Annotated in this window: 12 protein-coding genes; 2 read left to right on the top strand and 10 right to left on the bottom strand. The window is 71.9% G+C overall.

Going from position 1 to position 14,164, the window contains the following annotated elements; translation table 11 throughout:
- Positions 1 to 7: 7 nt before the first annotated feature.
- On the bottom strand, positions 8 to 763 hold the full coding sequence (locus tag VGR06_RS38210) for a 3D domain-containing protein (protein WP_327564107.1): 756 nt from the start codon (positions 761 to 763) through the stop codon (positions 8 to 10).
- Between the two features lie 275 nt (positions 764 to 1,038).
- On the opposite strand from VGR06_RS38210, the gene VGR06_RS38205 reads away from it, so the two are divergent.
- Complete coding sequence (locus VGR06_RS38205) at positions 1,039 to 2,031, top strand: o-succinylbenzoate synthase (RefSeq protein WP_327564106.1); 993 nt, start codon at positions 1,039 to 1,041, stop codon at positions 2,029 to 2,031.
- A 165-nt stretch (positions 2,032 to 2,196) separates the two neighbouring features.
- A complete protein-coding gene (locus tag VGR06_RS38200; protein ID WP_327564105.1) occupies positions 2,197 to 4,755 on the top strand; it encodes a BTAD domain-containing putative transcriptional regulator in 2,559 nt (852 codons plus the stop codon).
- Positions 4,756 to 4,830: 75 nt separating this feature from the next.
- Here VGR06_RS38200 and VGR06_RS38195 read toward each other — a convergent pair whose 3' ends face one another.
- The 9 genes from VGR06_RS38195 to dapA form a co-directional block, all read right to left on the bottom strand.
- Complete coding sequence (locus tag VGR06_RS38195; RefSeq protein WP_327564104.1) at positions 4,831 to 5,172, bottom strand: hypothetical protein; 342 nt, start codon at positions 5,170 to 5,172, stop codon at positions 4,831 to 4,833.
- An 11-nt stretch (positions 5,173 to 5,183) separates the two neighbouring features.
- Entirely contained in the window at positions 5,184 to 6,581 is a 1,398-nt protein-coding gene (locus VGR06_RS38190; protein ID WP_327564103.1) for a DUF4331 domain-containing protein, read from the bottom strand.
- An 89-nt stretch (positions 6,582 to 6,670) separates the two neighbouring features.
- Positions 6,671 to 6,988 carry a hypothetical protein gene (locus VGR06_RS38185; RefSeq protein WP_327564102.1) on the bottom strand — a complete coding sequence of 106 codons (318 nt, stop codon included), beginning with the start codon at positions 6,986 to 6,988 and terminating at the stop codon, positions 6,671 to 6,673.
- A gap of 386 nt (positions 6,989 to 7,374) precedes the next feature.
- The gene (locus tag VGR06_RS38180; protein WP_327564101.1) at positions 7,375 to 7,947 is read right to left on the bottom strand and encodes a DUF6292 family protein; all 573 of its coding nucleotides are present in this window, start codon (positions 7,945 to 7,947) and stop codon (positions 7,375 to 7,377) included.
- Positions 7,944 to 8,912 (bottom strand): acyl-CoA desaturase, encoded by a 969-nt coding sequence (locus VGR06_RS38175; protein ID WP_327564100.1) that lies wholly within the window; start codon positions 8,910 to 8,912, stop codon positions 7,944 to 7,946. Before VGR06_RS38175 ends, VGR06_RS38180 begins: the two co-directional genes overlap by 4 nt.
- A gap of 377 nt (positions 8,913 to 9,289) precedes the next feature.
- Positions 9,290 to 10,450, bottom strand: a complete 1,161-nt coding sequence (locus VGR06_RS38170) for a hypothetical protein (protein ID WP_327564099.1) — start codon at positions 10,448 to 10,450, stop codon at positions 9,290 to 9,292.
- A gap of 89 nt (positions 10,451 to 10,539) precedes the next feature.
- The gene (locus VGR06_RS38165) at positions 10,540 to 11,235 is read right to left on the bottom strand and encodes a CAP domain-containing protein (RefSeq protein WP_327564098.1); all 696 of its coding nucleotides are present in this window, start codon (positions 11,233 to 11,235) and stop codon (positions 10,540 to 10,542) included.
- A 341-nt stretch (positions 11,236 to 11,576) separates the two neighbouring features.
- Positions 11,577 to 13,250, bottom strand: coding sequence for a ribonuclease J (locus tag VGR06_RS38160; RefSeq protein WP_327564097.1), 1,674 nt, complete (start codon positions 13,248 to 13,250; stop codon positions 11,577 to 11,579).
- A complete protein-coding gene (gene dapA / locus VGR06_RS38155; protein ID WP_327564096.1) occupies positions 13,247 to 14,164 on the bottom strand; it encodes a 4-hydroxy-tetrahydrodipicolinate synthase in 918 nt (305 codons plus the stop codon). Before dapA ends, VGR06_RS38160 begins: the two co-directional genes overlap by 4 nt.

Here is a 14,164-nt window from a genome sequence, read left to right as displayed (position 1 = left end):
CCTCTCCTCAGGGTTGGACGACAAGCTCACGGATCTGGACACCCCAGCGGTCGGCCTGGGTGCCGGGCAGCCACACGTCGGCGATGCGGTCCTTGATCCAGCTGCCGATGTCGGCGGCGTAACAAAAGCCGTAGCCGGGTACGGAGAACCTGGTGCCCCACGGGATGTTCCGGGCGTCGACCGCGCAGAACCCGGCCCCCGCGTCATAACCCAGCGCGGTCAGGCCGGTGTCGCTGTACGCGGTGACCGTGTAGGTCAGCCGGGTGCCGGCCGGGATCCGGAACGGCGCGAGCCGGCTGCCCGCGTCGAGCCGGTAGGCGGTGGAGATCTGTCCGAGGTTGGCCGCGGCGCCGGTCTTGTCGCCGAGCGCGAGGAGTTGGTAGTTGGCGTTCTGGCAGGGCGCGGTGTCGGTCACCTGCAGCGTGGGCTGGCCCCAGTCGTCGATCCACTGCAGCGCCTGGCCGTTGCGGAACGCCCGGTACGCCCGCGCGCCGGCGACCCGGCTGAACGTGAACGTGACCGTGCCGTTGGCGTTGTAGCCGCCGCTGACCCCGCCGGGCGCGGGCAGCCGGCCGCTCACGTTGACCGGGCCGATCTCCGGGCTCGGCCCGACCCCGGGCGAGGGCGGTCGGTCCGGGATGGGCCCGGTGTAGAAGTGCTGGCACGCCGGCAGGGTCGGCGCGGCAGCGGCCGGGGCAGCAGGGACGAAGGGCAGCAGGGCGAGGCTCGCGACGAGCGCGGCCGTGCGCCGGATCACGTGCATGATCCGAGGGTAAGCGAGGTCTAGACCAATTTGCCCTGTCGGGTTGCCGACACCGCCGGTAACCCGACACGCACCCGGCATGTTGGCGCGTCACGCAGGTGTGTTGGCGCGCAGCGCAGGCATGTTGGCGCGTCACGCAGGTGTGTTGGCGTGCGGCGCAGGTGTGTTGGCGTGTGGCGCAGGTGTGTTGGCCACGCACGATGCCAACACGGCGACGCCAGCGGCCAACGTGGCGACGCCACGCGCCAACACGCGGGTCATGGGAGGCTGACGCCATGCTCACCAGGGCGTACGCCATCCCGCTGACCACGCGGTTCCGCGGTATCACGGTGCGCGAGGGTGTGCTGGTCGAGGGGCCGGCCGGATGGGGTGAGTTCTGCCCGTTCGCCGAGTATGACGACCGCGAGGTGCTGCCGTGGCTGGCCACCGCACTCGAGGCGGCGACCGGGGGGTGGCCGGCGCCGGTGCGGGACCGGGTTCCGGTCAACTGCACGGTGCCGGCGGTCGGGCCGGAGCGGGCGCGGGAGATCGCCGCGGGTTCGGGCTGCCGAACGGCCAAGGTGAAGGTGGCCGACCACCCAGGCTCGCTGGCCGAGGACCTGGACCGGCTGGCGGCGGTCCGCGACGGGCTCGGCCCGGGCGGCGCGGTGCGCTGCGACGCCAACGGCAACTGGGACGTGGACACCGCGGTCGCGGCGATTCCCCGGCTCGACCGGGCGGCCGGCGGGCTGGAGTACGTCGAGCAGCCCTGCCGCACGGTCGAGGAGCTGGCCGCGGTGCGCCGCAAGGTGGACGTGCGGATCGCCGCCGACGAGTCGATCCGGCGCGCCGAGGACCCGATGCGGGTCGCGCTGGCCGGCGCCGCGGACCTCGCCGTGATCAAGTGCAGCCCGCTCGGCGGGGTGCGCCGGGCGCTGGCGATCGCCGAAGCCACCGGCCTGCCCTGCGTGGTCTCCTCGGCCCTGGAGACCAGCGTCGGCCTCGCCGCCGGGCTGGCCCTCGCCGGCGCGCTGCCCGAGCTGGACTTCGCCTGCGGCCTCGGCACGCTCGCGCTGCTCACCGGGGACGTCGTCGTCGACGCGCTTCGGCAGACCGGCGGGCACCTCCCGGTGCCCCGCACTCCCCCGGTGCCCGATCCCGCACTGCTCGACCGGTTCGCCCTGTCCGACCCGGACCGATCGTCCTGGTGGGACGAGCGGCTGCGCCGGGCGCTCGCCGCGTTCGGGCCACGAACGTTCACCTTGAGCAGGCCGAATTCAATCCCCTAAGGGATTCGTTGGCAGACAACGAGATCATTTGCACCTAAGTGATAAAGCCTTTGTGTCACACCGTTTTCACGTACCCCCAAGTAGTCAGGCGCGATAACGGGTCCCGCTAGGGTGGCCTGCGGTGCCGGGGACCAGGGACACCCCCGGCGTCGGGGGTTGGGGCACATGGAAATTCGCCTGCTGGGACCACTCGAGGTCTGGAGCGGGGGACGGTACATCGAGCTTCGCGGCGGCCGCGCGCACAAGCTTCTCGCCGCGCTCGCGCTGGAGCCGGACCGGACCGTGCCGATCGGACGGCTGGTCGACGTGCTGTGGGACGACGACCCGCCGGCGACCGCCGTCCGCCAGGTGCGGAACATCGCGGCGGCCGTACGCCGGTTGCTCGACCGGCCGGACGTGCTGCTCACCGACCGATCAGGCTACCGGCTGCGCACGGCGAACCTGTTGCTGGACACCGAAATTTTCGACGAGCAGCTCACCCTCGCCGGCGACGCGGTCGCGGCCGGGGACCTCGAGAAGGCCGCCGACGCCCTGCGGTCGGCGCTGGATCTGTGGCAGGGCAACGCACTCGCCGGGATCCGCAGCCGGATCCTGGCGTCCGCCGCCATCCGGCTGGACGAGCGCCGGCTCGGCGCCGTCGAGGACTGGCTGGAGCTGGAGCTCACCCTCGGCCGGCACCACTGCCTCACCGGCGAGCTGGCCGCACTCGTCACCGAGCACCCGCTGCGTGAGCGGTTCACCGCCCAGCTCATGCGTGCCTTGTACCGCAAGGGAAGGGTGGGCGAAGCACTGGAGGCCTACCGGCGGCTGCGCACCAGGCTGACCGCGGAGCTCGGCCTGGACACCGGACCGGAGCTGCGCGGCCTGCAGTCCGCCATCCTGCGGGCCGACCCGGCGCTCACCCTGCCGGCGCCGCGCCGCCCGGCGCCGGCCCGGCCGGCCACACCCCGCCAGTTACCCGCCGCTCCGGCCGTGTTCGCCGGCCGCACCGCGCCGCTCACCGAGCTCGAATCCCTGCTGGGTAAGGAAAACACCAGGGCGGGCCGGATCGTCACCATCGACGGCGGCGCCGGCATCGGCAAGACCGCGCTCGCCACGCACTTCGCGCACCGGGTCGCCGAGCGCTTCCCGGACGGCCACATCTGGGTCAACCTCAACGGATTCGACCCCGGCCAGCATCCGGTGCCGCCGGGCACCGCGCTCGGCCGGCTGCTCCGCACGCTCGGCGCCGACCCCGCGAGCATCCCGCCGGGCCTGGACGAGCAGGCCGCGCTGTACCGAACCCTGCTGGCCGGCCGGCGGGTGCTCATCGTGCTGGACAACGCGGCCGGCGCCGAGCAGATCCGGCCGCTGCTGCCGGGCACCCGCACCAGCCTGGTCGTGATCACCAGCCGGAACCGGTTACCGGGCCTGACCGCGCGGCCCGGCACCCACCGGATCACGCTCGGCCCGCTGACCCGGGCCGAGGCGATGACCCTGCTGCGCCGCACGATCGGCGCCGAGCGGGTGCGCACCGAGGCTGGGGCCGCCGCCGACCTGGTCGAGCTGACCGCCCGGGTACCGCTCGCGCTGCGCCTGACCGGCGAGCGGGCCGCCGGGCAACCGGCCAGGCGGATCCGGGACCTCGCCACGGAGCTGCGGGACGAGCGGGCCCGGCTGGACCCGCCCGCGACCGGCGACCGGGCCGGCGGCCTGCGCGCCGTGCTGTCCCACGCCTACCGCGCCCTGGACGTCCCCGCGGCCACGCTGTTCCGCCTGCTGGGTGTCAACCCGGGCCAGGACATCGGCCTGGCCGCCGCGGCCGCGCTCGCCGGATGGTCCACACCGGACACCCGGCGCCGGCTGGAGGCGCTGGTGGCGGCCGGACTGCTCACCGAGGCCGCGCCCGACCGGTACACCTGGCACGATCTGCTGCGCGGCTACGCCCGCGAGCGCGCCGGCACCGTCGACTCCACCCGCCAGCGGCGCCGGGCCGCACACCAGCTGCTCGACTTCTACCTGCACACCGCCCAGCAGGCCAACCGGCAACTGTGCCGGCGCAACGCCCCGATCCCGCTCGAGCCGCCGGTGCCGGGCGTCCGGCCGCTGACGTTCACCAGCCACCGCCGGGCCGCCGCCTGGTGTGAGTCCGAACGCGACAACCTGGTGGCCGCCGTCCGGTTCGCCGCCGACCAGGGTTTCCACGAGCACGCCTGGAAGCTGCCGTGCCTGCTGTGGGAGTTCTTCAACCTGCGCAAGCACCGCGCCGACTGGATCGCCACGCACGAGTCCGGGCTGGCCGCGGCGCGCCGGCTCGGCGACCGGTTCGCCGAGAGCTGCGTCCTCAATGGACTCGCCAGCGCGCACGGCCAGTCGGGCCGGCACCAGGCCGCGCTGGGTTACTACGGTGAGCTCCTGGAGCTCGTCACCCACGGGACCGCCCTCGGTTACGTCGACACCGTGCCGCGGATCGAGCAGGAGATCGGCGAGGAGATGGTGCTGACCAACATCGGCGAGTGCTACCGGAACCTCGGCCGGCACCAGGACGCCCTGCGCCACTACCAGCGGGCCCACGCGGTCGGCAAGGCGAGCAGCCAACCCTCGGTCACCGCCACCCTCACAGTCCCGCCACCCGGAATTAGAATTTGCGCCCGGACCAACCGCACCTCAGGGGACCGTGACGATACCGAGCCACGATCAACCCGACAACCGCACCGTTCGCTGGAACGCAACGACAGCAGTTAATTCCGGGGTGGCGGGACTGCTGTTCGCGGAGCTCGGCGACCCGAAGGCCGGCGAGCCCCGCGAACAACTCTCCCCTTAGTCCCAGTGGTGCTCGGTCACATAGCCACCGCGGATGGTCACGCTCCCCTGCGGCGCGCCGTCGGTCCGCCAGACCGTGTAGTCACCTTCAGCCACACTGGGAAACACCGCGCTGTAGGTGGTGCCGTGCCGGTTGTGTCTGGCGTGCACCTGGTTGTGGCTGCGCGGCGCGTTCTCGCTGTGCCCCGGGCTGATCTCGATCTCCAGTTCGGCCTGCTCCGGCCCGGTGTGGATGATCAGCGCGCCGAACCCCGCACCGATGTCGAGGACCATGCTGGCCGCTCCGACCGTGGCGTGGCCGTGCGCGTGGCCGTGCGCGTGGGTGTGACCGTGGCCCATGGGACTTCTCCTTACTTGGCCGGGTTGGTGAACCCGCTGTGCGGAACGCCGAGGAACGGGAACGTGTTCAGGTAAGGCGAGTCCAGGTTGTCCGGGGTCACCCCGTCGTCCACCTGGGCCGCCGCGCCGTCGGGCGTGAACGTCTTGTCCACCAGCGCGTAGGTCGCGCCCGCCACCGCCCGCAGCTCGATCGCGACCACGTCGTCGAAGACCCGGCGGCCGTTCGGGAAGCCGGCGAGGTCGCCGCCGAGCAGGCCGTAGATGCTGGGCTTGCTGTTCGGTGGAATGGCCGTGTTGAGCCGCATCAGGTCGGCCTGGGTCTTCCCGGTGAAGTTCTGGAAACCGGGGATCAGGCCGGCCGGAATGCCGGTGAGCAGGATCGCCAGCAGGTCGGCGCGCGGCTTGCCGGACTTGTTGAGCTTGTCCAGGTTGGGGAACACGCCCGGGAACAGCACCGGCAGCAGGTTCGCCACCTCGGGGTTGGCGACGAACTTGGCGAACTGGCTGTCGCCCGCCGGGGACTGGGTGTTCCAGAAGTCCTTCTTCCCCATGGGGATGATGACCTCGTTGAACAGCGGCATGGCCAGCCGGGACACCTGGCGGAAGGGGCCGGTGCTCCAGGTGTTGTTCTTGTAGGTGTCCAGCATGCGCACCCGCTGCCGGCTCGCCGTGGTCCACACACCGATCGTGGCGCGCGGGTCGTTGACGTCCTTGCCCTTGAACCCGTCCTTGGTGACGTCGCTGATCGGCACCTGCAGTGCGATCGAGTGCACGTTCAGGTTCCGCGTGGCGTTCACGCCCGGCCCCGACTTGGGGAACTTGGCCAGACCGAAGTGGTTGTGCGCGTCGGCGAACGGGCGCGGGTCGAGCAGATCGAAGATCGCACCCAGGTCCACGTAGAAGCCCTCGGCGCGCTGCCCGGCGAACACCCGCCGGCCCTGGCCCAGGTCCTTCACCGCGGCCGCCGCCAACGACGGGTAGTCCGGAGTGGACAGTGGGCCGATGTTGCAGGGCGGGCAGGGGATCCGGCGGCCGAGCCGCTGGGTGCGACCGCGTCCCTCCACCCGGGTCACCGTGTAGAACTGCCGGCGGTTCCAGTTCGGCGAGTCCAGCGACTGGATCGGGCCGGTGTTGTACAGGAAGGTGTTCTCGTTGCGGATCTCCGTGGTGAACCTGAACTGGTAGGTGACTTCGGCCTTGCCGTCGCCGTCGTTGTCGATGTGGATCTCGTAGAGCACGTCGTCGCCGAACTCGTAGAAGTTCGGGCCACCGGCCGGTCCCTGCAGCGGCACGTAGTTCGCGATCAGCGTGACCGTGTCCGGCTTGTCCGGGCTGACGAAGGCGTAGACGTCGGTGGAGTCGGCAACCGGGTCCTTGGCGATCTCGGGTGCCTCTCGGTGTGAAGACATGGTTCAACCTCACAACAATGTGTCAAAGGGGACCCGGGCGCCGAATACGCCCGGTTGCGAAAAGGAAACGAGAAGAACTCAGGGAATGACTAGACGGCCTTCGCCGCGTTCTTGACGATCTCCGCGGCCATGGCGCGGTCGGTGAAGCTGATCCGGCGCTCCCCCACGAACAGGTCGAGCTGGCCGCTCTCCGCGTTCTGCAGGTGCACCATCACGGGGTCCTCCGGCGCGGGCCCGGCCGACCCGGCGACGTTGTCGTAGACGGCCGACGCGGCGACGGCGCCGCCCGCACCGACGACCACACCGGCAGCCGCCAGGGTGACGCCGGTGCCGATCAACTTACGGCGGGTGATCCCGCTCTGCGGAGCGGAGCCGGCGCCGTGTTCGAACTGCTCCTGGTGAGCCATGGTGAACTCCTTCGCCTGGCGAGGTCGTTTGCCTCGCCAGCCGGTATTCGGCCAGGCGGCTCGGGCGGATTGGCTGGTGCCCCGTGATTCTGCTTCCTTGCTCGTATCTGGTGATCCAGGTGGTTCCTGGCAAGGCGGAGGAGGTCCAGCTACCGGATGCGTTGTCCCTGGGCCGACGACAACGCAGCCAGGGACCGCCTGGGCGCCAGAGACGGGTAAGACGAGCAGGATCAACGGGGCACTAGATTCCGGCGACCGTGAGCATCCGTTCCAGCCCGCGACATCCCGCCGAACGGCAGCACGTCGGCATTGTTCAGGGTGGCGTAATAGCGACCCCGCACCGGGTCGACCCGGTGCGGGGTGAGGTCGGCGATCGGCTTGCCGCGCTACAGCTCCGAACGACCGAGCGCGGCGTAGCCGGCCAGCCGCACCGCCAGGTCGTTCCGGTTGTCCGCGGTCGGGAACTCCGGCCGGGTGCCGCACAGGCGCTGGCCGTTGATCACGTCGGTGACGAACCAGGCCACGGCCTGCGGCGCCGGCACGACGTCGGCGCCACCGAGGTAGTCGACCACGACCGGCCGTTCGGCGGGACCGGTCTCCACGGCGACATACCAACCCAGCCGTTCGGTCCAGACCAGCATGAGGTCCCGGCCGGGCCGCAGCGCCCACCGCTGCGCCAGTCCCAGATACGCCGTCACGGTGTCGCTGACCTCGAACCCGGTGGCCTCCGCCGGCACCCCCACCGCCGCCGCCACCGCGCGCACGTAGCCGGCAAGGCCATGCCGGAGCGCGGTCGCGCTGTCCGTCTGGTCGTCCAATCCCAACATCGACAGCAGGCTCCGACGGTCCTCCGCGTCCACCGCCTGCGCGGCGACCATGCGGGCCGCCCGACCCCGCAGCACCCGTTCGTCCCGGCGAGCCCGGTCCCGGGCGCGCGCGAACTCGCCGGCCGGGCTCATTGCCGGGCTGCCTGCGCCGGGCTCACCAGCCGGGCCAGTCGCTGCGGCGTCGGCCAGCGCACCTGCCACACCCAGCCGAGCCGCTCGAACATCCAGATCAGCCGGGCCGACACGTCGATCTGTCCACGTAGGACACCGTGCCGCGCGCAGGTCGGGTCGGCGTGGTGCGAGTTGTGCCAGGACTCGCCCATGGACAGGATCGCGAGCGGCCAGAAGTTGGCGGACCGGTCCCGGCTGGCGAACGGTCGTTCACCGATCATGTGGCAGATCGAGTTCACGGACCAGGTGATGTGGTGCTGGAACGAGATCCGCGCGAGGCCGGCCCACAGGAACGCGGTGAGCGCGCCCCACCAGGACAGCGTGATCAGCCCGCCCAGCACGGCGGGAACGGTCACGCTCAGCGCCACCCACAGCGGGAACAGCCGGTCGACGATCCGGATCCCGCGGTCCGCGGCCAGATCCGGGGCGAACCGGTCCACGTTGGTCTTGTCCCGGTGGAACATCCAGCCCATGTGCGCGTGCCAGAACCCCCTGGCCAGGGCCAGCGGCGAGGTGCCGAACAGCCACGGCGAGTGCGGGTCACCCTCCCGGTCGGAGAAGGCGTGATGGCGGCGGTGGTCGGCGACCCATCCGATCACCGGGCCCTGCGCGGCGAAGCCGCCGGCGACGGCCAGCGCCACCCGGAGCGCGCGCCGGGCCTTGAACGCCCCGTGCGTGAAGTACCGGTGGTACCCGACGGTGATGCCGAGCGTGGACACGACGTAGAAGCCCGCGCCGATGACCAGGTCGAGCCAGCTCACTCCCCAGCCCCAGAACACCGGAACGGCGGCGGCGAGCACGGCGAACGGAATGAGCAGGAAGGCGCGGACGGTGATCTGCTCCGCGCGGGACCGCTGCCCGGAGAGCAACGGCTTGGGCGCGGAGCGTGGTTGCTCGGACGGAGCGGCAGGAGTGGCAAGGGTCATAGGTGGGTCATCTCCGGAGTCGAAGTGATGGCTGCCCGAGACGGCCGTGCGGGACTTCGAGCAGTGCGCGAATGCGCCTGGCAGAGATCGTGAACGGCGCGTCACACCGCTTTTCTTGACACTGATGGGTTTGTGCGGGCCCGACAAGGCATGTCGGTTGCTCCCGTCTCCGGGCGGCACGGCCAGCCCGGCTAGGTGCGCCGGGAACGCAACCGGCTCGACTGCCGGCCTGCGAGTTGTTCCCGACTGGGTCGAACACTACCGCACGCCGGCCTCTCCGACGGAGGGTCGTCAGGCGGGTAAACCCCACGGCGGACCGGGTACTGTCGGCGCGACCGGGCGGATTCGCAGGTCCGGCCGCTGGTCCGCGGAGTGGATCACGACCGCCACGCCCCACGCACGGTCAGCTGTCCAATCGGGAGCCTGGCGAGGCCGAACAGCGCCTCGCCGGGTCGCGCGTTGGCGTAGCCGTGTTCCGCGTCCGCGTAGGGTTCCGCGTCCGCATAGGTGTGTGTCGCGGTCGCGTAGGCCTTAACCCAGCAACCCGACGACCCGGTCGTCGAGCTGGCCGAGGGTGCCGTCCGGCCGGAGCAGCCGGTGGCAGCCGTCCAGCTCGGCCATGGCCCAGCTGTCGGGGCTGGCCGGCGCGACCAAGGCAAACCGGTTGTGCGGCACCGAACACGCGGCAGCGGGGCCCGCCTTGTCCAGTGCGGCAACGAGTTCCGTGGCGACACCGGCGTCGATCGTGCGCGCGGTGCGCAGCCGGCCGCCCGGCACGTCCTTGCCGGGCATCGGATCGTAGAAACACACCCGTACCGGGGCCGGCGATCCGGGCCAGAGCGGTCGGCCGGCGCCGGCTTGGCCCGGTCCGCCGAGATGATGATCATGTCCTGGTACGCTTCCGGGCAGCCGGTGTCGATCGACTCCTGGCTCTGCACCTGGCCGGCGGGCGTCTCGGACAGCCGGGTGAACGGCAGCTTGTCCAGCTCCTGCAAGGCCTCCCGGCGCGGCCGGAGACACTCGTCGAGCGGCACCGCGGGCAGCAACGCGCGGCCACCGGCGTCGACCAGTGCGAAGTACGGCACCGAGACCCCGTAGGCCAGGCACCCTCCGGCCGTCGGCGGTTCGGCCGGCAGGCGCAGCTGGGAGACCATCTCGGCGGCGGGCGTGTCGGCCCGCTCCGTGACCCGGAAGGCCTGCTTGCCCTGGCCCGGCACGTACCGGATCTCGGTGCGGCAGCGCAGCACCCAGGCGGTGACGAACTCGTCGGGTAGCCGGCCCCGGTTCGCCTGCGACAAGGGGTCGGCGTTGGACACCTCCGGCGGGCAGGCGGCGTCGACCCAGACCGGCGGACCGGGCTCGGCCGGAAACCGGCCGGCAGCCCCAGGGGCCGGCAAGCCGGCCTGCGTCGTCAACGGACCCGGGCGTACCGGGAACGTCGAAGCCTGGCCGGCGGCCCCCGGGGACACGGTGCGGCCACATCCCGATACCGCCAGCACGAGCGTGAGCAACCCCAGGCCGGCCCTCCAGCGCGTCATACCCGAGCGACGGTACCCCGGCCGGATTTGGTTGCCCAGCCTCGGATTTCTGCGCGCGGAAACGAGCGGGCGCGCCCGCTGCCGCGCCGTCAGTAGCCGAAGTCCTGGGTCCAGTACCAGCCGTCGGTGGCCAGGCCCACGCCGATGGTGGTGAACTGGCAGTTGAGAATGTTCGCCTTGTGGCCCTTGGACTTCATCCAGGCCGCCATGACCTCGTCCGCGGAATCCTGGCCCTGGGCGATGTTCTCCCCACCGGGCGCGGCGTAGCCGGCGTTCTCGATGCGCTGGTCGAACGTGACGCCCTCGGGTGTGGTGTGCGAGAAGTAGTTGCGGTCGGCCATGTCCGCGCTGTGCGCGCTGGCCGCGGCGTTGAGCTTGCCGTCGATCGTCAGCGCGCCGCAGCCGGCGTCCGCGCGCTCCTCGTTGACCAGGGCGACGACCCGGTCCACCTGGCCGGGGGCGGGCGGTGCGGGCTTGGGCGGCGGGGGCGGCGGGTTGGTGGTGGGGGCCGGCGCCGCGCTGCTCGTGGTGGCCGCGGTGGTGGTCGGGGCCGGCGCCGCGCTCGCGGTGTTGGCGGGCGGCGGGGCCGGGCGCTCGGTCACGGTCTTCGCCGCGACCGGGGGCTTGCGGGCGTAGGTGAACGACGTGGCGAAGCCGGCCTGCTCGCCGGTGATCGAGTCCAACGGCTTGGCCAGCACGGTCGCCGTTCCCGCCGTGGTCGCGCCGACGAACAGGGCGACGAGCACGGGGAGAGCGGGACGCCGCGATAAGCGCCGGTAGGTCACGATCCGGCAACGTACCACTAATGGGTGAGTCGTCTACCACGGAGGGTCATTGTGTCGACGAGCCGCCAAGATCCCGCGACCGGCGGCGTCACGTCCCACTCCCGCTCGACGACGTATCCAAGGTCACACCCGATCGTGGACTTCGAAAGCCACCCATCCGACTGAAGGGGTGAACCGATGCGGCCAACCAGACGAGAGCAGCGCCAGGCCAGACGGGCGCTGCTGCGTCAGCTCCTCTCCGTCGGCTTCGCCATCCTCATCGCCCGGGCGAGCCGTCGCGGCTAGCGACCGCTCGGCGACCGTTGGGCGACTTCGCTCCGCCGGCATCTTGACGCGGGTGGCTAAACCGGGATCACCGTGGGGACGATCATGGGGCGGCGGCGGTAGGTCTCGGCCACCCAGCGGCCGACCACGCGGCGCACGGCCTGGGCGATCCGGTGGGTGTCGGTGATGCCCTCGGACTCGATGTGCGACAGTTCGACCTCCACCAGGGCCACCACGTCGTCGAGGGCCTTGGGGTCGTCGGAGAAGCCGCGGCCGGAGACGGTCGGCGGGGCCACGGCGCGCCCGGTGGTGGAGTCGACCGCGACGGTGATCGCGATGAACCCGCCCTCGCCGAGGATCAGCCGGTCGGAGAGGGTCGACTCGCCGACATCGCCGACGGAGAGACCGTCGACGTAGACGTGCCCGACATCGACCCGGCCGGTGATCCGCGCGCGGCCGTCGATCAGGTCCACCACCACGCCGTCCTCGGCGATCACCACGTGGTCCGCCGGCACCCCGCTGGCCGCCGCGAGCGAGGCGTTGGCCCGCAGGTGCCGCCACTCGCCGTGCACCGGCATCACGTTGCTCGGCCGGACCGCGTTGTACAGGAACAACAACTCCCCGGCCGGCGCGTGCCCGGACACGTGCACCTTCGCGTTTCCTTGGTGCACAACGGAAGCACCGAGCCGGATCAGCCCGTTGACGACCGCGATCACGGCCGTCTCGTTGCCCGGGATCATGGAGCTGGCCAGCACCACGGTGTCCCCGGGCCGGATGCTGATCTGCCGGTGCTCGCCCCGGGCCATCCGGGACAGCGCCGAGAGCGGCTCACCCTGCGACCCGGTGGACACGAACAGCACCTGACGCTCCGGCAGCTCCATCGCGTCGTCGATGTCCACCAGCAGCCCGGGCGGCACCCGCAGCAACCCGAGCTCGGCGGCGATCCCCATGTTGCGCACCATCGACCGGCCGACCAGCGCGACCCGCCGGCCGTTGCGCTCGGCCACGTCCAGCACCTGCTGCACCCGGTGCACGTGGCTGGCGAAGCAGGCCACGATCACCCGCTGGCCGGCCCGGGTGATCACGTCCTCGAGCACCGGACCGATCTCCCGCTCGGACACCAGGAACCCGGGCACCTCCGCGTTGGTGGAGTCGACCAGGAACAGGTCCACCCCCTCGTCGCCGAGGCGGGAGAACCCGGCCAGGTCGGTGAGCCGGCCGTCCAGCGGCAGCTGGTCGAGCTTGACGTCGCCGGTGTGCAGCACCACCCCGGCCGGCGTGCGCACCGCGACCGCCAAGGCATCGGGTATGGAGTGGTTGACCGCGAAGAACTCGCAGTCGAACTCGCCGGCCGACCACCGGCCGCCCTCGGCCACCTCCACCAGCGTCGGGTCCAGCCGGTGCTCCCGGCACTTCGCCGCGACCAGGGCCAGGGTGAACCGCGACCCCACGACCGGCACGTCCGGCCGCTGCCGCAGCAGGAACGGCACCGCGCCGATGTGGTCCTCGTGCCCGTGGGTGAGCACGACCGCCTCGATGTCGCGGAGCCGGTCCTCGATGGCCCGCAGGTCCGGCAGGATCAGGTCGACGCCGGGTTGCATGTCCTCCGGGAACAGCACCCCGCAGTCCACCACCAGCAGCCGGCCGCCGTACTCGAACACGGTCATGTTCCGGCCGATCTCACCGATCCCGCCGAGGGCGACGATGCGGAGCGCGCCCTCGGGCAGGGGCGGGGGTGCGGCATTGATCACCGGGCGACCGCCACGGGAACGCCGGCTTCGCGGAGGTCGGCCGTGATCAGCTCGAGCTCGGCCGGGGTGGCCGGGGGCAGCGGCAGGCGCGGCTCGCCGACCGGGACGCCGCGCGCGCCCAGGGCGGCCTTGCTGAAGATCACGCCGCCGACCCGGCCGAACGCCCGGAGCACCGGCAGCAACCCGGTGTTGATCTCCCGCGCGGTGCGCACGTCACCGGACTCGTAGGCGTCCAGCAGCTGCCGCAGCCGGTCCGCCACCACGTGCCCGATGACGCTGACGAACCCGACCGCACCGACGGAAAGCCATGGGAGGTTGACCGCGTCGTCGCCGCAGTAGTAGGCCAGCCCGGTGCGCGCCATGGTCTCCACGCCGGCACGCAGGTCGCCCTTGGCGTCCTTGACCGCGACGATCCGCGGGTGCTCGGCCAGCCGGCAGAGCGTGTCCACCTCGATCGGCACGACCGTGCGGGGCGGAATGTCGTAGAGCATCACCGGCAGCCCGACCGCGTCGGCCACGGTTCGGAAGTGGGCCAGCAGCCCGGACTGCGGCGGGCGCGAGTAGTAGGGCGTGACCAGCAGCAGGCCATGCGCGCCGGCCTTCTCGGCGTCCCGGGACAGGTGCACGCTGTGCGCGGTGTCGTAGGTGCCGGTGCCGGCGACGATCGTGGCCCGCTCCCCCACGGCCTCCACCACGGCGCGGATCAGGTCGGACTTCTCGGTGTCGGTGGTGGTCGGGCCTTCCCCGGTGGTGCCGCTGATCACGAGGCCGTCGCAGCCCAGCTCGACCAGATGGGTGGCGAGCGCCTGCGCCGCGTCCAGGTCGAGCGCGCCGCTGGCGGTGAACGGGGTAACCATGGCGACCAGGACCCGGCCGAACGGCCGGCCCGGCGCGGCGGAGGGACTGATGGTCAT

It is taken from the genome of Actinophytocola sp. (assembly GCF_036002505.1).
Taxonomy (GTDB): Bacteria; Actinomycetota; Actinomycetes; order Mycobacteriales; family Pseudonocardiaceae; genus DASYTH01.
This window is presented reverse-complemented; position numbering and strand designations above follow the sequence as displayed.

What these genes read in the sequence shown, in the direction of transcription:
- VGR06_RS38185 (WP_327564102.1), bottom strand. Translation starts at nt 6,988, where the DNA reads ATGGCTCACCAGGAGCAGTTCGAACACGGCGCCGGCTCCGCTCCGCAG.
- VGR06_RS38210 (WP_327564107.1), bottom strand. Translation starts at nt 763, where the DNA reads ATGCACGTGATCCGGCGCACGGCCGCGCTCGTCGCGAGCCTCGCCCTG.
- VGR06_RS38195 (WP_327564104.1), bottom strand. Translation starts at nt 5,172, where the DNA reads ATGGGCCACGGTCACACCCACGCGCACGGCCACGCGCACGGCCACGCC.
- VGR06_RS38180 (WP_327564101.1), bottom strand. Translation starts at nt 7,947, where the DNA reads ATGAGCCCGGCCGGCGAGTTCGCGCGCGCCCGGGACCGGGCTCGCCGG.
- VGR06_RS38175 (WP_327564100.1), bottom strand. Translation starts at nt 8,912, where the DNA reads ATGACCCTTGCCACTCCTGCCGCTCCGTCCGAGCAACCACGCTCCGCG.
- VGR06_RS38190 (WP_327564103.1), bottom strand. Translation starts at nt 6,581, where the DNA reads ATGTCTTCACACCGAGAGGCACCCGAGATCGCCAAGGACCCGGTTGCC.
- VGR06_RS38170 (WP_327564099.1), bottom strand. Translation starts at nt 10,450, where the DNA reads ATGACGCGCTGGAGGGCCGGCCTGGGGTTGCTCACGCTCGTGCTGGCG.
- VGR06_RS38200 (WP_327564105.1), top strand. Translation starts at nt 2,197, where the DNA reads ATGGAAATTCGCCTGCTGGGACCACTCGAGGTCTGGAGCGGGGGACGG.
- dapA (WP_327564096.1), bottom strand. Translation starts at nt 14,164, where the DNA reads ATGACCATCAGTCCCTCCGCCGCGCCGGGCCGGCCGTTCGGCCGGGTC.
- VGR06_RS38205 (WP_327564106.1), top strand. Translation starts at nt 1,039, where the DNA reads ATGCTCACCAGGGCGTACGCCATCCCGCTGACCACGCGGTTCCGCGGT.